Genomic DNA, 18,619 nt, shown 5'->3' with positions numbered 1-18,619 from the left:
AGTGGCCGAGCTGTGCTTATCGAGTCCCGACGTCGCGCTTACTTGACTGCCATGCAGGTGGTCAACTGGCTGCCCCGCACCGAACTGCCGTTTGCCGCCCCATCGCGGCCCGAGCTGCTGCAGGCGCTTGAGCCTTATGAGGCGTTCGAGGTGTCGGGCGAGGAGGCTGCTGCGCCGGTGGCGGTGGTCAAACCCACGCCAGAGGCTCGCCCCGCTGTCGAACGCGTGAAAGTTGAAGTGCCGCGCCCGTCACCCGTGGCCAAGCCCGTGGCGGCCGAAACGCCAGCGCCGGTGGCCAAGGCAGCAGTGGTGCCACCGCCACGTTTCGCCCTGCAATTACTGCGGGCCGGGCGTTGCCTGCTGTTGGTGGAACTGCCCACCGGCGAACGTTTTCAGACCCGCGACCCGGCCTACATGCTGCTAAAAGACATGCTGCGCGCCGCCGGCCTGCCCGACAGCCCGCAAATCGTCGGCGACCCCGTGCGCTGGCCGCTGCTGGTGCGCGGCAACATGGACCAGGGCCCGGACGCTGCACGGGATTTTGTCCAAGGTTTTGTCTCGGCGCGCCTGGAAGACGAACCCTGCGTGTGCCTGTGGCTGATCGGCCTGCCCGCCGTGCGTTTTGCCGGTGAGGCGAATGCCGAAGCCTGGTATCGCGAGCTGCAGGTCGAAGGCCTGGGCTCGGTATGGGCCTTGCCGGGCCTGGAATTATTAATGGAAGAGCCACAGCGTAAGGCTGATGTCTGGCAAGCCATGCGCCGGCTGATGGCGCGCTGGAAAAGTACCGATGAGTGAAGCTTTATCGTTCCGCCCGATGACCGAGGCGGACCTCGACGCCGTACTGAAGATTGAATACGCGGCGTTCAGCCATCCCTGGACCCGTGGGATTTTTCTTGATGGGCTGGGCAAGTACCAGATCTGGCTGATGTTTGAAGGTGAGCAGCAGGTGGGCCACGGTGTGGTGCAGATCATCCTCGATGAAGCGCACTTGCTGAATATCACCGTCAAACCGGAAAACCAGGGCCGTGGCCTGGGGTTGGCGCTGCTGGAACACCTGATGTCGCGCGCTTATGCCGCCAGTGCGCGGGAGTGCTTCCTGGAAGTGCGCGACAGCAATACTGGCGCGTTTCGCTTGTATGAGCGCTACGGCTTCAACGAAATCGGCCGTCGCCGGGATTACTACCCGGCCGTGGGTGGGCGCGAGGATGCCGTCGTAATGGCTTGTACGCTGGTCGACTAAGACATAAACCCGATGTACAAGCCGGCCCCTGTGGGAGCTGGCTTGCCTGCGATAGCATCACCTCGGTCTGGCTGAAACACCGAGGCGCCTGCATCGCGGGCAAGCCCGGCTCCCACAGGGGAAGTATTCACAGGCTCAACTGCGTTGTGTCAGCGGTTACCGTCTATCGGGTCAATATCCGCCAGCTCGGCCTCATCCAGGCCATTGCCACCGCCAATCTGGTCCTCATCCACAATGCTCAGGTCCCAGTCGGCGGGTTCATCTTCTCCCGCCTCGCGAGCATCCCGGGCGCCATCCTCATGGATCAGCGTTTCCGGGCTCATGTCATCATCCGTGGGCTCATGATCATCGGTCGAAGCTCCAGTCATGCCGGCTTCACGTACCCGTTCGTCGGGCATCAGCTGTTCGCGCTCACGGCGCGGCAGCTCATCACCAATTTCTGCGGTCGGCTCTTGCTCGTCAAAATCCAGCTCGCGCATCTCACCCATGCGGTCTTCGTTGTCATCAATCGGTTCGGGCTGTGTAGCGCCGTAGGGACGTCGTGATTCAGTCATGGCCAATCCTCATACTGTGGGGCTTATAGTGTGTGGACAGGCACGGCGCCCCAAAGATTCAAGCTAATTGCGCCCGGGCGTGACCCGGACGAGCGGTTGTCTGTCACAAAGCTGCGCATCATTCCTGAGGCTTTCCCTGATGAACGAACTACAAGACCTGCTTGATAACAACGAACGCTGGGCGGATGCGATCAAACAGGAAGATCCCGAATTCTTCGCCAAGCTCGCCCGCCAGCAAACCCCGGAATACCTGTGGATCGGCTGCTCCGACGCCCGTGTACCGGCCAACGAAATCGTCGGCATGCTGCCCGGCGACCTGTTTGTGCACCGCAACGTGGCCAACGTGGTGCTGCACACCGACCTCAATTGCCTGTCGGTGATCCAGTACGCGGTGGACGTGCTCAAGGTCAAACACATCCTCGTCACCGGCCACTACGGCTGCGGCGGCGTGCGCGCTTCGATGCAGGACCGCCAGTTCGGCCTGATCGACGGCTGGCTGCGCACTATTCGCGACCTTTATTACGAAAACCGCGAGGTGCTGGCCCAACTGTCCACCGAGGAGGAGCGGGTGGACCGCATGTGCGAGCTGAACGTGATTCAGCAAGTCGCCAACGTCGGCCACACCAGCATTGTGCAAAACGCCTGGCACCGCGGGCAGAGCCTGTCGATTCACGGCTGCATCTACGGCATCAAGGATGGCCGCTGGAAGAGCTTGAACACCACCATCAGTGGCTTCGAGCAACTGCCGCCGCAATATCGCCTGCGCCCATTGGGCGAAGCCTAAGGCCGTTTGCGCAGGCGCCAGTGGGTCATGAACGCCTGGCCTTCGGCGCTCAATGGCTCCTTGGCGCCGGTGATCCAGCCCCGGCAGTTCAGCTCGCCGCATTGGCAAGCGAACTGCCGGAACAGCGCATCTTCGGTGGTGGCGTAATCCATCGTCAGCAAGGTGCCGGGCGCAATGGGTTGCACGGTCCAGACTTCCAGGTACGTGGCATCGAAAAACACGTTCGGATTGCAGGAGTGCAACATCAGGCGACTGAACCACGGGTCATAGAGGTGGATGCGTGACGAGAGCTGCAAGGTGTGGGCACGTCGTTCGCTCAACGCATAGCCGGACACTCTGGCAATGCGCACGCGGCTGTCAAAGGCGACGCATGCTTTGAGCGCGGCGCCAATGCCATTGGCATCGTGTACGACACTGGAAGTGTTCACTCGAAGGGTAACCCTGTTCAACGAGCACCGTTTTGAAGGGGTAAAGGCAGTCACTCACAGCAGTTTTAGCCTTATCCATGGCTTGAGTTTTCATAACTCTCCTGGGCTAGGCTGCATCGACCTGCGATGGGGTCTGACTTCCAGTCTTGCAGCGGATGGGTGCCGTTCAAGACTCGCTGAAGTTGTAGGCGATTTCTACTGTCAGATCTGACAGTAGAAACCGGTTATATTTTGTACGATTTACAGTGCAGGGGCAGTAACAGCAGGGATTGGGGCGGCGTCTTTCAGCTGTTTCAACTGCGCCTTGATGGGCGGGGTGGCGCATTTGGCGTTGGCTTGCTCCGGGGTCAGGTTGCGCACCGAGGTGTAGAACAGCTCACAGGTCTGCTCCTTGCGCGTGACTTGCCAGGTGTTCATGCACGCCTTGAGCAACACATTCGGGTCACTGGCGGGTTTCTGGCCCATGCCGGCTTGCCAGCAGGCGGCGCTCAAATCTTGCCCCATCACTTTCAAACCGGCCTCATCGGCTTTTTGTTCATTGCCGTCATAGCTGGCCGGATCTGCCGCATACCAGATGTAGCTCGGGTGGTTGGAGCCCAGTACCGATACGGTTTTACCGGCAACCGGGCTGATCTGCGCCAGCCCCAGCACGGCGACGGTTTGGCCGTACTGTTGTTTGATCCAGTTACGCACCGGTGCGCCGAATGCCACCATCGGCAATGAGCCGTTGGCGTGCAGGCTCAGCTCCTTGACCATGCGCGTCTGGTAGTCGGCAAAGTAGCTGTAGACGTTTTCCAGGTCCTTGCCCGCATTGGACGGCGCGGCGATCGGCGCAATATCGATGATGGTCTGGTAGGCCGGTGTTTCCGTGGCCGGGATGCCATTGTCCGTGAGCAAAGTGGCCCAGCGGTCAGTGGTGGCCGATTCCAGGTAGTCCTGGGCCTGGGTCAGCGAGTAGTCGGGCGGGAAGTGCAGCAGTTCGATGCTCTTGCGGTTTTCCAGGGCCATGCCCAGCGGCAGGAACAAGTACCAGTTGTAGGCCCACTTGCCGTCGCTGTTGAGTTTGCTGGCGCCCTGGTAAGCCAGGTCGGCGGTGTTGAGCAGCGTGGTCAGGGGCTGGCCATAGTGCTCGGGCACACCGCTGAAGGTAGCTGAAACCTGGCCGTCGTGGGTTTTCACACTGACCTTGGCACGGCTGTACCCGTCGCGCTGCAAGCTCTGGTTCAAATAGTGCTCGGCGGTCTGCTCCAGCGTCCATGGCCGAAAGCAGATTACGTTGCAGTTATTGGGGAACGCGAACAGTTGGGTGACGCGTTGCGTGCTGCCCAGTGGTACTTCGATGTCGGCCTGTACGACCGCACTGGTCAGCAGTGCGGCCAGGGTGAAGGACAGCCTGATCGGTTTAAACATAGTTGGTTCCTTGTCAGCGAAAGCCCGTCTGCGCGGGGTGAAAGCCCACTTGCACACAGTAGCGGTTGACCAGGAAAACCGCGTGCTAAATCGCCAGGCATGTCGCTATTGGATAAGAAAACCTACCGGTTGAACTGCAAGGCGTTGCTCAAATCGCCCATGGGCTTCTGGCCGCGGGCGATCATCGCGTCATCGCGCTGCTTGAGGCCGTCCAGTGTCTCCAACTGGAACACGCGGGTGATCAAACGCAGGATCGACGCGGTGTCGTAAACCGTATGGTCCACCGTGCCTTTGCGTGCAAACGGCGACACCACCAACGCCGGAACCCGCGTGCCCGGGCCCCAGCGATCGCCTTTGGGCGGTGCCACGTGGTCCCACCAGCCGCCGTTTTCATCGACAGTGACCACCACCACCATGTTTTTCCACTGCGGGCTTTCTTGCAGCACTTTCAAGGCGCGGGCGATATGGCGGTCGCCCGAGGCCACATCGGCGTAGCCGGCGTGCATGTTCAGGTTGCCCTGGGGCTTGTAGAACGTCACGGCGGGCAGCTTGCCGGCCTGGGCATCGGCGAAGAACTTGTTGGTGCCGGAATCATCGCCCAAACCGCCGTCACGCAAGCGTTTGTCGCGCTCAGCACGGTTTTGCGGGCCTTGTTGCTTGAAGTAGTTGAACGGTTGGTGGTGGTACTGGAAGTTCGGAATCTTCGGGATGCCGCCCGAGTCCTTGAACTGGTCCAGCGTCGCCTGCCAGGCCCCGGCGTACCAGGCCCAATCGACGTTCTTTTTCGACAGTTTGTCGCCAATGTGTTCGTGGGTTTGCGGCACCAGCACGTTGGGCAGATCGGGCTTGGAATAGTCCGGGTTTTGCGGGTCGCGGATCCAGGTCGGCCAGTATGGCGGTGCCAGGGTGTTCACGCCGTAACCGTCCGGCGTCAAGGCACTGGGGCCGAACTGCGGCGGGCCGGTCATGGCGCTGGCCGGGGACTTGTCCAGCGGCTTGAGGCGCGGGTCGGTGGGGTCATCGCTTTGCAGCGTGGCTATTTGCGCCTTGGCCACCGATTGTGCGGCATTCGGATAAAACGGCGCGGTGGCGCTGATCAGGTACTGGTGGTTGAGGAACGAGCCACCGAAAGCGCCCTGGAAGAAGTTGTCGCACAGCACAAACTCCTTGGCCACGTCCCACAAGCGCAGGGAATATCGACTCTGGGCGTAGTACCCCATCACCAGGCCACCGGAATCGGCCCAGGCGACAAAGTTGTCGTTCTTGCCGCCATTGATCTGCATCTGGTTCTGGTAGAACACATGCCACAAATCACGGGTGACCAGGCTCAAAGGCAGGTCCTCGGCATTCGGGCCTTTGAGGGCGAATGGCGCGTTGGGCAGGTTTTCCTGGAATTGCACTTCGCTGGGGTAAGTCACCCCGTCCACACTTTGCGGGCCGACTTGCAACACGCCGCCCCAGGCCGGTGGCAGGGTGCTAAGCAGGCTGCCATCACGGTCACGTTGCTGCACGTCGGCTGCGGAGAGCGCCGACAGTGGTTTCTCCACGCCAGGGAAGTCTGCGAACAGGTTATTGAAACTGCGGTTCTCGGCGTAGATCACCACGACTGTCTTCACCTGCTCGTGCAAGGCCTTGTCCAGCTCTTGCGGTGTAAGCGGCCGCACCTCTGGCTTGCCCGCAGGCTCGCTGGTATTGCCGCAAGCACTCAAGGTCGCACCAACCCCCAGCACCGCCGCGCCCCCGAGGAAACGCCGACGGCTGGTGTCCACGGGCGGTTGGGTTACGGAATCGGGAGAAGGGCGGTCTTCGTGCTCGTCACTCATTGCTGGGCGTTCCTGCTGGCTGATTGTTGCAAGATATTTCGCAGGACGGTAGCAATGCAATGTGACGGAACGAAGACAGCGGTTAGAAAGCTAAAGGGTGGTCACAGCAAGTGCAGTGCCAGTTGGCTGCCCGCGCGCAAGTACTCCACTTGAGCCGTCAGCGCATCCTTGACGATGGCCTCACCCGTGTCGGTCAGCTTGGCTTTTTTTGCATCGATGACCGTGGTTTGCAAAAGCTGCATGGCCACGTCCATCACTTTTTGGAAGGCTGTGACGTTATTGTGCAGGCCAAACTCATTGACGACGGCAGCCATACGCCGATCGGCATCGTCTCGCAGAGCCGTGTACTCGACGAACGACACGTGGTCGTCCTTGTAAATATCATTGATCAACTCTTCCAGTGATTTGGACAGGGGCGTCATCGGATTTTCCTTGGTGTTTGTGGGTGGTAATCCAAGGCAGGTTAATCAAAGGCGCGAGGGAGGGAAGTCAGAGGCTGTCACTGCAATAAGTGGGAAAGCCCGATACATCTGGCCAGGGAATTAGCAATGCAATGTGACGCAATGACGAGGTTGATGTAAGAAATCGGGCATGTATACACACACCCTGGCACTGCTAAACTGCGTCAATAATGGATGCCACCGAGGTGAACCGTGAAACCTTCAATCGCCCTTGATCTAAAACGGGCCGCCGTCAGAGAGGTGGTGGGGCGTTTCCGTATCTCAAATCCAAGGGTGTTTGGGTCTGTCTTGCTGGGTACCGATCAAGAAGGTAGCGACCTTGATCTGCTGGTAGATGCTCCGCCGGGGACCACGCTTTTTGATCTTGGTGGATTGCAGGTAGAGCTGGAGGATCTGCTCGGGGTCAATGTGGACCTGCTGACGCCTGGCGATTTACCACTGAAGTTTCGCGCAAAAGTGTTGGCTGAGGCACGCCCGGTATGACAGTAAATCGCCTCGGGGACTACTTGGATCACATAAGGCAAGCCACCGCTGATGCGATCACATTTGTTGACGGCTTGAACAAAGAAGAGTTTCTGGAAGACAGACGTACTCAACAAGCAGTTGTCATGAGTCTGATCATCATTGGTGAGGCATCAACAAAAATCATGGATCAGCATCCAGATTTCGCTGCGAGTCACCCGCAGATCCCTTGGCGTAGCATGCGCGGGATGCGCAACCGGATTGCCCACGGTTATTTCGATATCAACCTCGATGTGGTTTGGGACACGATCCAGGAGGCGTTGCCTGATCTATTGCATCGCCTTCCTGTGGTTCCAGCCTGACTGCGCCTGTGCAACAAGCGCAGTCAGGGTCGTTTAAGGCATCACCGGCGGCAAATACTTCAACGTCGTCCCCAGCGCCCACAACAGAAACAACACCAGCGGCGTGTGCACCAGCAACTGCACAAACGAAAACCCGATCAGATCCCGTGCCTTCAGCCCCAGCACGCCCAGCAGCGGCAGCATATAAAACGGGTTGATCAAGTTCGGCAGTGCCTCAGCCGCGTTATAGATCTGCACCGCCCAGCCCAGGTGGTATTGCAGGTCATTGGCCACTTGCATCACGTAAGGCGCTTCAATAATCCACTTGCCACCGCCCGACGGGATAAAGAAGCCCAGCACCGCCGAGTACACGCCCATTAACAGCGCGTAAGTGTCGTGGGAGGCGATGGAGGTGAAGAACAACGAGATATGGTGCGCCAGGGTCTGGCCGTCACCGCCTTTCACCACGGTCATCAACGCGGCGATCGAGCCATACAACGGAAACTGGATCAGCACGCCCGTGGTGGTCGGCACGGCACGCGCCACCGCATCCAGGAAGCTGCGCGGACGCCAGTGCAGCAGCGCACCGACCATGATGAACAGGAAGTTATAGGTGTTAAGCCCCGAAATCGCGCTGATCGCAGGTTTGGTCGAGAACTCATGGAACAACCAGCCAGCCGCCAGCAAGGCCAGCAGGATGGTCAGCAGCGGGCTGTGTTCCAGCCATTCGCCCGGACGCGTCGGCGGTTGTGGTTTGGGCATATTGAAGGCCGGGTCGACACCACAGGCCTTGGCATCACGCGCACTATTGGGGCCGGGTGCGGTGGCATAGGCGATGATCAGCGACACCACGATCAGCGCCAGTAACAACACGCCTGATTGCCACAGGAAGATGGTCTCGGTGAACGGGATCATCCCGGTGATCGACAGGATCGACGGCGGCAAGCTGGCCGGGTTGGCCTGCAACTGCGCCGCCGACGACGACAGCCCCAGTGCCCACACTGCGCCCAAACCCAAATAAGCCGCAGCCCCGGCGGCGCGGTAATCCATGCGCAAATCCGTGCGACGGGCCAGGGCGCGTACCAGCAAACCGCCAAACACCAGGGACAAGCCCCAGTTGAGCAAAGAGGCGACCATGGAAATCAACGCGACCCACGCCACGGCCGAGCGGCCATTCTTGGGGATACGTGCCAGACGGTCGATCAGCTTCACGGCGGGAGGCGAACTGGCCACCACATACCCGCCGATCACCACAAAGGCCATCTGCATGGTGAACGGGATCAGGCTCCAGAACCCGTCGCCAAAGGCCTTGGCGGCTTCGGTCGGCGCGGCGCCCATGCCCAGGGTCGCCACGGCAACAATGATCACCGCCAGTGCGGCAAACACCCAGGAATCCGGAAACCAGCGTTCGGCGAAGTTGGAACAGCGCAGGGCAAATCGGGCATAGCGGCTTTCTTCGATAGCATCGGCCACGAGTCTTTCCTCTTGTATTTATTATGGGTGTTGGCAGTTTTACGGCATGTTCCGCTACGGGCATTGATATGGGAATGCAGTTATCTTCATCGATCCATGAGGAAAACAAATATATCTGTCGCGATTGCCATCACTGGGCGCAGCTCATAACCTGCACGCCATTTTGTTTGTCTGCCGAGCCTTTACATGACTGCCACCTTTTCCCCACGGGCGCAGCGTTTTTCCCCTTCCGACTACAAAACCCTGGGCCTGGCCGCCCTCGGCGGCGCGCTGGAAATCTACGACTTCATTATCTTCGTGTTCTTTGCGCTGACCCTCAGCCAATTGTTCTTCCCGCCGGAAATGCCCGAATGGCTGCGCCTGCTGCAAAGCTTCGGCATCTTCGTCACCGGTTACCTGGCGCGCCCGCTGGGCGGCATTCTGATGGCGCACTTCGCCGATCACCTGGGGCGCAAACGCGTGTTCAGCCTGAGCATCCTGATGATGGCCTTGCCGTGCCTGCTGATCGGGATCATGCCCACCTACGCGCAAATCGGTTATTTCGCCCCGCTGATTCTGTTGGCCCTGCGCGTGCTGCAAGGCGCCGCAGTGGGCGGCGAAGTGCCGAGTGCCTGGACCTTCGTCGCCGAACACGCACCGCGCCACCACCGAGGCTACGCGCTGGGCTTCCTGCAAGCGGGGCTGACCTTCGGCTACCTGCTCGGCGCACTCACGGCCACCTTGCTGGCGCAAATCTTCACCCCCGCCGAAATCCTCGACTACGCCTGGCGCTTCCCGTTCCTGCTCGGCGGCGTGTTCGGTGTGATCGGCGTGTGGCTGCGCCGCTGGCTCAGCGAAACCCCGGTGTTCCTCGAAATGCAGGCTCGCCGCCAGGACGCCGCTGAAATGCCGTTGCGCACGGTGTTGCACGACCATCGCGCGGTGTTGCTGCCGGCGATGATTCTCACCTGTGTCCTGACCTCGGCAGTCGTGGTGTTGGTGGTCATCACGCCCACCATGATGCAAAAAACCTTTGGCATGAGCCCCAGCCATACCTTCGCCCTAAGTGCGCTGGGCATCGTCTTCCTGAATATCGGCTGCGTGCTTGCCGGTTTGCTGGTCGACCGCATCGGCGCCTGGCGCGCAGTGCTGGTCTACAGCCTGTTGCTGCCGGTGGGCATTGCGGTGCTGTATGCCAGCCTGATCAGTGGCGGCGTGTGGCTGGGCGCGGCGTATGCCGTGGCGGGCTTGAGTTGCGGCGTGGTGGGCGCGGTGCCGTCGGTGATGGTCGGCCTGTTCCCCGCGCAGGTGCGGGTGTCGGGAATCTCCTTCACCTACAACATTGCTTACGCACTGTGGGCGAGTACGACGCCACTGCTGTTGATCGCGTTGATGCCGACCAGCCCGTGGATTTGCGTGGGGTATTGCGTGGTGATGGGCGCGGTGGGCGTGGCGAGTGTGGCGCTGTTTGGCAAGCGCCACACCTTGGCCGCCTGAGGGTCAGGTCAAAAAGTGCCAGAGCAGCAGCGTACCGACCAGCCCGACCACCGAAACAATGGTCTGCAACACCGACCACACCCAAATCGTCTGCTTCAGCTGCAAACCAAAATACTCACGCACCATCCAGAACCCAGCGTCGTTGACGTGGCAAAAGAACACCGAGCCCGCGCCAATCGCCAGTGCAACCAAGGAACTCTGGGTCGCGGCCAGCCCGGCCATCATCGGCGCGAGGATGCCCGCCGTAGTGGTGGTAGCAACTGTCGCCGAGCCGGTGGCCTGGCGCAGGGCCACGGCGATCAGCCAGGCCAGCAGCAGATACGGCATGTGCGCGCCTTCGGCGACCTTGCTGATGGTCTGGCTGACGCCGGCGTCCAGCAGGGTTTGCTTGAGGCCGCCGCCGGCGCCGATGGTCAGTAGTAACACGGCGATGGGCGCGAGGGCTTTGCGCAGGGTGTTGCCGACTTCGGCACGCGGCATGCCGGCGGCCCAGCCCAGGCAGATGACGGCAGCGATCACGGCCAGGCCGAGGGCAATCAGCGGTTCACCGAGGAACTTCAAGGTCAGGCCGACGGTGCTTTCGGGTGGCAACGCGACTTTGGCCAAGGTGCTGCCGAGCATTAAAATCACCGGCAACAAAATGATCAGCAGCGACACACCGAAGCTCGGCTGGCGTGGCGCCTTGGGCGGTGCGCTGAACAGCGCGCCGATGTCGGCCGGCTCATCCACGTGCAGGCGCTTGGACAGCCAGTTGCCATAGAGCGGGCCAGCGAGAATCACTGCCGGCACCGCCAGGCAGAAGCCCAGCAACATGGTCAGGCCCAGGTCGGCGTGCAACGCGCCCACCGCAATCAACGGCCCCGGATGCGGTGGCATCAGGGCGTGCAGGGTGGTCATGCCCGCCAGCGCCGGGATGGCAATTTTCAGCAATGGCTGGTTCGAACGTTTAGCCATCACGAAGATAATCGGCACCATCATCACCAGGCCGACTTCGAAGAACAGCGGCAATCCAATCACCATGGCCACCAGCGCCATCACCCACGGCAGTGACTTGCCTTTGCCCAACCCGAGCAAAGTGGTGGCGATGCGGTCGGCCGCGCCGGATTCGGCCATCAGCGCGCCGAGCATCGAGCCCAGGGCGATGATGATCCCGGCTTCACCGAGGATCGCCCCGGCGCCTTTGCTGAAGGCTTTGGCGACTTCTTCCGGCGGCAGCCCGGCGCCCACACCGGCGATGAACGTACCGATCAGGATCGACAGGAACGGCGGCAGTTTGGTGGCGCTGATCAACACAATGATGCTGGCGATGGCCAGCAGAACACAAAACATGAGGCGGGTGTCGTGAACCATCCACGCGGCAGTCGATAACTCCAAAACGGGACTCCTTATCGAACAGGTTGGCTAATTTGTTTCTTTTTGTTTCCTGCTCGAAAAGCATACCTGATAGAAATGCCGCAGCGCATGCATGGGCGATTTTGGTGCGATCAATCTAACGATGAGCTGGCGGGCGAGTGACAAGTTTGCAAGGTATGCGCGGGAATTTGGCCTATAGCTCTATGATCAACGGACTACACACCACGAGGACATGCCATGAGCGCAGGACACAGCCACGCCCAAGTACGCGCCGGCCACGAACGCAAGTTATGGATGGCCCTGGGGCTGACCGGCAGCTTCATGATTGCCGAGGTTATTGGCGCTTTTGTCACCGGCAGCCTGGCGTTGTTGTCCGACGCCGCGCACATGATGACCGACGCCCTGGCCCTGGCGATTTCCCTGGTGGCCATTCAGGTCGCCAAGCGTGCGGCCGACCGCAAGCGCACTTTTGGTTATGCGCGTTTCGAAATCCTGGCGGCGGCCTTTAATGCGCTGCTGCTGTTCGCCGTGGCGTTTTACATCCTTTACGAGGCTTATCAACGACTGCAGGCGCCAGCCGAAATCCAGTCCACCGGCATGCTGGTGATTGCGGTGCTGGGGCTGATCGTCAACCTGATCTCCATGCGCCTGCTCAGTGCTGCCAGCGGTGAAAGCCTGAATGTGAAGGGCGCTTATCTGGAAGTCTGGAGCGACATGCTCGGTTCTATCGGCGTGATCATCGCGGCGGTGGTCATCATGTTTACCGGCTGGGGCTGGGTCGACTCCGTGGTGGCGGCGGCGATTGGTTTCTGGGTGTTGCCACGCACCTGGACGCTGCTCAAGGAAAGCATGAACGTACTGCTGCAAGGCGTGCCGGACGGCATGGATATCGATCAGGTTGAGCAGGCCATTCGCAGCGTGCCTGGAGTCAAGGACGTACACGACCTGCATATCTGGGCGCTGACCAGCGGCAAGAATGTGCTCAGCACGCATTTGGTCGCGGATCCGTCCCAAGGCACTGAGCAACAAATCCTCACGCGGGTGACGGAGTTGCTGCACGAACAGTTCGATATTCCCCACGTCACCTTGCAGGTCGAAGGCGAAGGTTTTCATCACGACGACCCTGACGAGGTGCACGCTTGAGGCTGTGCCTTTCGGATTTGTAATCTTTGCTCCACCGCTCTGATAAGTCGCGAAAGCTACATTGCCCCCGCTGGTAAACCTCAGCGAATTCATGGGCGTGGAACTCTCGTTATGGCACTTTCGTTTAGAACATTTTGGGGGGGCGCAGCGTTGTGGGTAGCGGCGAACGCTGCCCAGGCGCAAACCCTGACTCTTGATTCAGCCCTGCAAACCGCCTTCGCCAACAACCCCGACCTGGCCGCCGCGCAATGGGAAATCGACATTGCCCAAGGCGGCCGCCAGCAGGCGGGCTTGATCCCCAACCCAGTGGCTTCCTGGGATGCCGAAGACACCCGCCGCAACTCGCGCACCACCACCATCAAACTCAGCCAGACCCTGGAACTGGGCGGCAAACGCGGTGCGCGCATTGATGTGGCAACACGCGCTCAGGATGCCGCCGCGTTGACCCTTGAGCAGCGGCGCAATGGCCTGCGCGCCGATGTGATCGACAGCTACTACGGCGCCCTGCGTGCCCAGGAGCGCCTCGACCTGGCGCAACGCTCAATGGCCTTGGCCGAGCGCGGCCTGGTGGTCGCCAATGGCCGCGTCAAAGCCGGCAAATCGTCGCCGGTAGAAGCCACTCGCGCCCAGGTGCAGTTGTCGGAGATCCGCCTGGAACTCAACCGCGCACAGATCGGCCTCACGGATGCCTACCGCCGCCTCGCCGCCAGCACCGGCAGCGCCAACCCTGATTTCCAGGCGGTCGCCACGCAAAGCCAATCCGCACCACCGTTGCCGCCCTCGGCACAACTGCTGGCGCGCCTTGAGCAAACCACCGAGTTACGCCTGGCTGAACTGCAAATTCAGCAAAACGAGGCCAGCGTGGGCCTGGAAAAAGCCCAGCGAATTCCCGACCTCGACGTGTCGATCGGCAGCCAGTACGACGCCAGCGTGCGTGAACGTGTGAACGTGGTGGGTGTGTCCATGCCGATCCCGTTGTTCAACCGTAACCAGGGCAATGTGCTTGCCGCCAGCCGCCGCGCCGACCAGGCCCGCGACCTGCGTAACGCTGTCGAACTGCGCCTGCGCACCGAGACCCGCCAGGCCCTGGACCTGTGGCAAACCGCCGATACCGAAGTGCGCGCCTTCAACCAACAGATCCTGCCCGCCGCCCAAAGCGCGGTGGACAGCGCCACCCGTGGCTTCGAGATGGGCAAGTTCAACTTCCTCGACGTGCTCGACGCCCAGCGCACCTTGATCGCCGCACGCACCCAATACCTCACGGCGACCGCCCAGGCCACCGATGCCTGGGTGCGCATCGAACGAATTTACGGCGACCTCGCCCGGTTTTGATTTCTTCTGGAGTCCTTTATGAAACATACACATGGCGTGGCGCTCGCTGTCGCCCTGGGCCTGATGCTTTCTGGTTTTGCCGCCGCCGATGAAGAAGAAGGCGCGCTTGAACTCACTGAACAGCAGATCCAGGCCGCCGGTATCCAACTCGCCCAGGCGCAACCGCGCTCGATCAGTACAGTGCTGACGCTGCCGGGGGAAGTGCGTTTCGACGAGGACCGTACCTCGCACATCGTCCCGCGTGCGGCCGGTGTGGTGGAGGCGGTGAAGGTCAACCTTGGCCAGTCGGTGAAGAAAGGCGAGCTGTTGGCGGTCATCTCCAGCCAGCAGATTTCCGACCAGCGCAGCGAGCTGGCGGCCAGCGAGCGCCGGGTCGAATTGGCGCGAACTACGTTCCAACGCGAGCGCCAATTGTGGAAGGACGAAATCTCCGCCGAACAGGATTACCTGCTGGCGCGTCAGACCTTGCAAGAGGCCGAAATCGCCCTGAACAATGCGCGCCAGAAGATGACTGCCCTCAGCGGCAGCGCGGTCCTGGTCGGTGGCAATCGTTATGAACTGCGTGCGCCGTTCGCCGGCGTAGTGGTGGAAAAACACCTCGGCGTCGGCGAGGTGGTCGGCGAGACCAGCAACGCCTTCACGCTCTCGGACCTGTCCCAGGTGTGGATCACCTTCGGTGTGTTTCCCAAGGATTTGAACAAGGTCCGGGTCGGCAAACCGGTGAAGGTCACCTCCACGGAAATGGGCACGCAGGTGCAGGGCACCGTGGCCTATGTGGGCAACCTGCTTGGCGAGCAGACGCGTACCGCCACCGTGCGCGTGACCGTGCCCAACCCCGATGACGCCTGGCGCCCGGGCCTGTTTGTGACGGTGCAATTGGCCACCGATACCTACCAGGCCAAGGTCACCGTGCCAGAAACCGCGATCCAGACCGTCGAGGACAAACCCTCAGTGTTTGTGCGCACTGCGCAAGGCTTTATCACCCGTCACCTCGAACTCGGTGTGAGCGAAAACGGCTACGTCGAAGTGCGCCAGGGCCTTGAGGCCGGGGCGCAGGTGGCCACTGTCGGCAGCTTCATCCTCAAGTCCGAACTGGGTAAAGGCTCGGCCGAGCACGCCCATTGATCCTGCGAGTGATTCCCCATGTTTGAGCGCCTTATCCAATTCGCCATCGAGCAGCGCATCATTGTGCTGCTGGCGGTGCTGTTGATGGCCGGTGTCGGCATCGCCAGCTATCAGAAGTTGCCCATCGACGCGGTGCCTGACATTACCAACGTGCAGGTACAGATCAACTCGGCGGCGGCCGGTTTTTCGCCGCTGGAAACCGAGCAGCGCATTACCTTTCCGATTGAAACCGCCATGGCCGGGCTGCCGGGTTTGCAGCAGACGCGTTCGCTGTCGCGTTCGGGGTTGTCCCAGGTGACGGTGATTTTCAAAGACGGCACCGACCTGTTTTTCGCCCGGCAATTGGTCAATGAGCGCCTGCAAGTGGCACGCGGGCAACTGCCGTTGGGCATCGAAACCGCGATGGGGCCGATCTCCACCGGCCTTGGCGAAATTTTCCTGTGGACCGTCGAGGCCGAAGACGGCGCGCGCAAGGATGACGGCACGCCCTACACGCCGACCGACCTGCGCGTGATCCAGGACTGGATCATCAAGCCGCAACTGCGCAATGTGCCGGGCGTGGCCGAGATCAACACCATCGGTGGTTTCGCCAAGGAATACCAGATAGCCCCGGATCCCAAGCGCCTGGCGGCCTACAACCTGACCTTGGGTGATCTGGTCACGGCGCTGGAGCGCAACAATGCCAACGTCGGCGCCGGTTACATCGAGCGCAGTGGCGAGCAATTGCTGATCCGTGCGCCGGGGCAAGTGGCGTCGATTGATGATATTGCCAACATTGTGATCACGACCTCGGACGGCACGCCGATCCGCGTGCGCAATGTGGCGCAAGTCGAAATCGGCCGCGAGTTGCGCACCGGCGCGGCCACCGAAAACGGCCGTGAAGTGGTGCTGGGTACGGTGTTCATGTTGATCGGCGAAAACAGCCGCACCGTGTCCCAGGCGGTGGCGAAGAAACTCGAGGAAATCAACCGTTCGCTGCCCGCCGGCGTGGTCGCCGTGACGGTCTACGACCGCACCAACCTGGTGGAAAAAGCCATCGCCACGGTGAAGAAAAACCTCTTCGAAGGCGCGCTGTTGGTGGTCGCGGTGTTGTTTCTGTTCCTGGGCAATATCCGCGCGGCGTTGATCACGGCGATGGTGATTCCGCTGGCAATGTTGTTCACCTTTACCGGCATGTTCACCAACAAAGTCAGCGCCAACCTGATGAGCCTCGGCGCGCTGGACTTCGGCATTATCGTCGACGGCGCGGTGGTGATCGTCGAAAACGCGATCCGCCGTCTGGCCCATGCGCAGCAGCGACATGGGCGGTTATTAACGCGCAGCGAGCGCCTGCATGAAGTGTTCGCGGCGGCCAAGGAAGCACGGCGTGCGCTGATCTTCGGGCAGTTGATCATCATGGTGGTTTACCTGCCGATTTTCGCCCTCACTGGCGTGGCCGGGAAGATGTTCCATCCCATGGCGTTTACCGTGGTGATTGCGCTGCTGGGCGCGATGATTCTGTCGGTGACGTTCGTGCCCGCCGCGATTGCGCTGTTCGTGACCGGCAAGGTCAAGGAAGAAGAAAACCTGGTGATGCGCACCGCACGTCGGGTCTATGCGCCGGTGCTGGATTGGGTCATGACGCGCCGTTCATTGGTGTTCGGTTTGGCGGTGTTGACCATCGTCGCCTCGGGCGCGGTAGCGAGTCGCATGGGCAGCGAATTTATCCCCAGCCTCAGTGAAGGCGACTTCGCCCAACAGGCTTTGCGCGTACCCGGCACCAGCCTGTCGCAATCGGTGCAGATGCAGCAGCAGCTGGAAAAAATACTGATCGCCCAAGTGCCGGAAATCGAGCGCGTGTTTGCGCGCACGGGCACGGCGGAAATCGCTTCCGACCCGATGCCGCCGAACATTTCCGACAGCTACGTGATGCTTAAACCGAAGGACCAATGGCCAGACCCGAAGAAGTCCCGCGAGGCGCTGATTGCCGATATCCAGCGCGCCAGTGCGATTGTGCCGGGCAGTGCGTATGAACTGTCGCAACCGATTCAGCTGCGGTTCAACGAGCTGATTTCCGGGGTGCGCAGCGATGTGGCAGTGAAAGTATTTGGCGATGACATGGCGGTGCTCAACAAGACCGCCGGGGAAATCGCCGAGACCTTGCAAAAGTTTGATGGCGCCTCGGAGGTGAAGGTGGAGCAGACCTCCGGCCTGCCGGTGCTGACGATCAATATCGACCGTGACAAGGCCGCACGTTTTGGCCTGAACGTGGGTGATGTGCAGGACACCATTGCCGTGGCCGTGGGTGGACGCCAGGCCGGTACGTTGTACGAAGGCGACCGGCGTTTTGACATGGTGGTGCGGTTATCCGACGCGTTGCGCACCGATATCGAAGGCTTGGCGCGGCTGTTGATTCCGGTGCCGGCGTTGGCCGGCAGTGCGGCGGGGCAGTTGGGCTTTATTGCCTTGTCCCAAGTGGCGAGCCTGGACCTGGTGCTCGGCCCGAACCAGATCAGCCGCGAGAATGGCAAGCGTCTGGTGATCGTCAGCGCCAACGTGCGTGGGCGTGATATTGGCTCGTTTGTCGAAGAGGCCGAGACGGCCATCAGCACCCAGGTGAAGGTGCCCGCCGGTTACTGGACTACCTGGGGCGGCCAGTTCGAACAGTTGAAGGAAGCCTCCGAGCGTTTGCGCATCGTAGTGCCGGTGGCGTTGCTGCTGGTGTTCGGGTTGCTGTTTATGATGTTCAACAACCTCAAGGACGGCTTACTGGTGTTTACCGGGATTCCGTTCGCCTTGACCGGTGGCATCATGGCGTTGTGGCTGCGCGATATTCCGCTATCGATCTCGGCAGGCGTGGGCTTTATCGCGTTGTCCGGTGTGGCGGTGCTGAACGGCCTGGTGATGATTGCCTTTATCCGCAACCTGCGTGAAGAAGGCCGCTCGTTAGCGCTGGCGGTCAACGAAGGCGCTCTGACGCGCTTGCGCCCGGTGTTGATGACGGCGCTGGTAGCGTCACTTGGATTTATCCCCATGGCACTCGCCACCGGCACCGGCGCCGAAGTGCAGCGGCCGCTGGCGACGGTGGTGATCGGCGGAATTATTTCCTCTACGTTGCTGACCTTGCTGGTGCTGCCGGCGCTGTACCAGTGGGCGCATCGCAAGGAGGAATGATGCGTATGAGCTGAGCGGGCTTGGTAATGAAATCACCAAAGCTCCCACAGGGGATCGGCTT

At 60.9% G+C, this 18,619-nt stretch carries 16 protein-coding genes and 1 pseudogene; 10 read left to right on the top strand and 7 right to left on the bottom strand.

The features are described 5' to 3' along the window. Nucleotides 1–51: 51 nt before the first annotated feature. Both HX790_RS28300 and rimI read left to right on the top strand, forming a co-directional pair. Complete coding sequence (locus HX790_RS28300) at nt 52–795, top strand: hypothetical protein (RefSeq protein WP_026013484.1); 744 nt, start codon at nt 52–54, stop codon at nt 793–795. Further along, nucleotides 788–1,240 (top strand): ribosomal protein S18-alanine N-acetyltransferase, encoded by a 453-nt coding sequence (gene rimI / locus HX790_RS28295; RefSeq protein WP_005784514.1) that lies wholly within the window; start codon nt 788–790, stop codon nt 1,238–1,240. The genes HX790_RS28300 and rimI overlap by 8 nt, the downstream gene beginning before the upstream one ends. Nucleotides 1,241–1,389: 149 nt before the next feature. Here rimI and HX790_RS28290 read toward each other — a convergent pair whose 3' ends face one another. Beyond that, entirely contained in the window at nt 1,390–1,794 is a 405-nt protein-coding gene (locus tag HX790_RS28290; RefSeq protein WP_099549195.1) for a serine kinase/phosphatase, read from the bottom strand. A gap of 139 nt (nt 1,795–1,933) precedes the next feature. On the opposite strand from HX790_RS28290, the gene can reads away from it, so the two are divergent. Next, nucleotides 1,934–2,578 carry a carbonate dehydratase gene (gene can / locus HX790_RS28285; RefSeq protein WP_099549196.1) on the top strand — a complete coding sequence of 215 codons (645 nt, stop codon included), beginning with the start codon at nt 1,934–1,936 and terminating at the stop codon, nt 2,576–2,578. On the opposite strand, the pseudogene HX790_RS28280 reads toward can, so the two are convergent. The 4 genes and pseudogenes from HX790_RS28280 to HX790_RS28265 form a co-directional block, all read right to left on the bottom strand. Continuing rightward, nucleotides 2,575–3,100 (bottom strand): annotated as a pseudogene (locus tag HX790_RS28280) (SET domain-containing protein-lysine N-methyltransferase). The gene can and the pseudogene HX790_RS28280 sit on opposite strands and share 4 nt — an antisense overlap. 146 nt (nt 3,101–3,246) lie before the next feature. Next, the gene (locus tag HX790_RS28275) at nt 3,247–4,416 is read right to left on the bottom strand and encodes a hypothetical protein (RefSeq protein WP_176992563.1); all 1,170 of its coding nucleotides are present in this window, start codon (nt 4,414–4,416) and stop codon (nt 3,247–3,249) included. 122 nt (nt 4,417–4,538) lie between these two features. Further along, nucleotides 4,539–6,239, bottom strand: a complete 1,701-nt coding sequence (gene acpA, locus HX790_RS28270) for an acid phosphatase (RefSeq protein WP_099549199.1) — start codon at nt 6,237–6,239, stop codon at nt 4,539–4,541. Between the two features lie 101 nt (nt 6,240–6,340). Continuing rightward, on the bottom strand, nt 6,341–6,661 hold the full coding sequence (locus HX790_RS28265; protein WP_017134528.1) for a hypothetical protein: 321 nt from the start codon (nt 6,659–6,661) through the stop codon (nt 6,341–6,343). Nucleotides 6,662–6,892: 231 nt separating this feature from the next. Between HX790_RS28265 and HX790_RS28260 the strand changes: the two genes are divergently transcribed. After that, nucleotides 6,893–7,183 carry a nucleotidyltransferase family protein gene (locus tag HX790_RS28260; protein ID WP_017134527.1) on the top strand — a complete coding sequence of 97 codons (291 nt, stop codon included), beginning with the start codon at nt 6,893–6,895 and terminating at the stop codon, nt 7,181–7,183. Continuing rightward, complete coding sequence (locus tag HX790_RS28255) at nt 7,180–7,524, top strand: DUF86 domain-containing protein (protein ID WP_138453168.1); 345 nt, start codon at nt 7,180–7,182, stop codon at nt 7,522–7,524. Before HX790_RS28260 ends, HX790_RS28255 begins: the two co-directional genes overlap by 4 nt. Nucleotides 7,525–7,557: 33 nt before the next feature. Here HX790_RS28255 and HX790_RS28250 read toward each other — a convergent pair whose 3' ends face one another. Continuing rightward, entirely contained in the window at nt 7,558–8,976 is a 1,419-nt protein-coding gene (locus HX790_RS28250) for a short-chain fatty acid transporter (protein ID WP_074854380.1), read from the bottom strand. 186 nt (nt 8,977–9,162) lie between these two features. Here HX790_RS28250 and HX790_RS28245 point away from each other — a divergent pair, with 186 nt between their 5' ends. Next, nucleotides 9,163–10,452, top strand: coding sequence for an MFS transporter (locus HX790_RS28245; protein WP_176992562.1), 1,290 nt, complete (start codon nt 9,163–9,165; stop codon nt 10,450–10,452). Between the two features lie 3 nt (nt 10,453–10,455). Here HX790_RS28245 and HX790_RS28240 read toward each other — a convergent pair whose 3' ends face one another. After that, nucleotides 10,456–11,826, bottom strand: coding sequence for a gluconate:H+ symporter (locus HX790_RS28240; RefSeq protein ID WP_017134523.1), 1,371 nt, complete (start codon nt 11,824–11,826; stop codon nt 10,456–10,458). A 216-nt stretch (nt 11,827–12,042) separates the two neighbouring features. Between HX790_RS28240 and HX790_RS28235 the strand changes: the two genes are divergently transcribed. From HX790_RS28235 to HX790_RS28220, 4 genes are all read left to right on the top strand, one after another. Next, nucleotides 12,043–12,948: a cation diffusion facilitator family transporter gene (locus HX790_RS28235; protein WP_176992561.1), complete on the top strand. Its 906-nt coding sequence runs from the start codon at nt 12,043–12,045 to the stop codon at nt 12,946–12,948. Between the two features lie 111 nt (nt 12,949–13,059). Continuing rightward, nucleotides 13,060–14,280, top strand: a complete 1,221-nt coding sequence (locus HX790_RS28230) for a TolC family protein (RefSeq protein WP_176992560.1) — start codon at nt 13,060–13,062, stop codon at nt 14,278–14,280. 18 nt (nt 14,281–14,298) lie between these two features. Further along, a complete protein-coding gene (locus HX790_RS28225; protein WP_099549204.1) occupies nt 14,299–15,405 on the top strand; it encodes an efflux RND transporter periplasmic adaptor subunit in 1,107 nt (368 codons plus the stop codon). Nucleotides 15,406–15,423: 18 nt separating this feature from the next. Beyond that, nucleotides 15,424–18,558 (top strand): CusA/CzcA family heavy metal efflux RND transporter, encoded by a 3,135-nt coding sequence (locus HX790_RS28220; RefSeq protein ID WP_176992559.1) that lies wholly within the window; start codon nt 15,424–15,426, stop codon nt 18,556–18,558. Nucleotides 18,559–18,619 lie beyond the last annotated feature (61 nt).

Source organism: Pseudomonas sp. IPO3747 (assembly GCF_013385245.1).
Taxonomy (GTDB): domain Bacteria; phylum Pseudomonadota; class Gammaproteobacteria; order Pseudomonadales; family Pseudomonadaceae; genus Aquipseudomonas; species Aquipseudomonas edaphica.
This window is presented reverse-complemented; position numbering and strand designations above follow the sequence as displayed.

What these genes read in the sequence shown, in the direction of transcription:
- HX790_RS28300 (WP_026013484.1), top strand. Translation starts at nt 52, where the DNA reads ATGCAGGTGGTCAACTGGCTGCCCCGCACCGAACTGCCGTTTGCCGCC.
- rimI (WP_005784514.1), top strand. Translation starts at nt 788, where the DNA reads ATGAGTGAAGCTTTATCGTTCCGCCCGATGACCGAGGCGGACCTCGAC.
- HX790_RS28290 (WP_099549195.1), bottom strand. Translation starts at nt 1,794, where the DNA reads ATGACTGAATCACGACGTCCCTACGGCGCTACACAGCCCGAACCGATT.
- can (WP_099549196.1), top strand. Translation starts at nt 1,934, where the DNA reads ATGAACGAACTACAAGACCTGCTTGATAACAACGAACGCTGGGCGGAT.
- HX790_RS28275 (WP_176992563.1), bottom strand. Translation starts at nt 4,416, where the DNA reads ATGTTTAAACCGATCAGGCTGTCCTTCACCCTGGCCGCACTGCTGACC.
- acpA (WP_099549199.1), bottom strand. Translation starts at nt 6,239, where the DNA reads ATGAGTGACGAGCACGAAGACCGCCCTTCTCCCGATTCCGTAACCCAA.
- HX790_RS28265 (WP_017134528.1), bottom strand. Translation starts at nt 6,661, where the DNA reads ATGACGCCCCTGTCCAAATCACTGGAAGAGTTGATCAATGATATTTAC.
- HX790_RS28255 (WP_138453168.1), top strand. Translation starts at nt 7,180, where the DNA reads ATGACAGTAAATCGCCTCGGGGACTACTTGGATCACATAAGGCAAGCC.
- HX790_RS28245 (WP_176992562.1), top strand. Translation starts at nt 9,163, where the DNA reads ATGACTGCCACCTTTTCCCCACGGGCGCAGCGTTTTTCCCCTTCCGAC.
- HX790_RS28235 (WP_176992561.1), top strand. Translation starts at nt 12,043, where the DNA reads ATGAGCGCAGGACACAGCCACGCCCAAGTACGCGCCGGCCACGAACGC.
- HX790_RS28230 (WP_176992560.1), top strand. Translation starts at nt 13,060, where the DNA reads ATGGCACTTTCGTTTAGAACATTTTGGGGGGGCGCAGCGTTGTGGGTA.
- HX790_RS28225 (WP_099549204.1), top strand. Translation starts at nt 14,299, where the DNA reads ATGAAACATACACATGGCGTGGCGCTCGCTGTCGCCCTGGGCCTGATG.
- HX790_RS28220 (WP_176992559.1), top strand. Translation starts at nt 15,424, where the DNA reads ATGTTTGAGCGCCTTATCCAATTCGCCATCGAGCAGCGCATCATTGTG.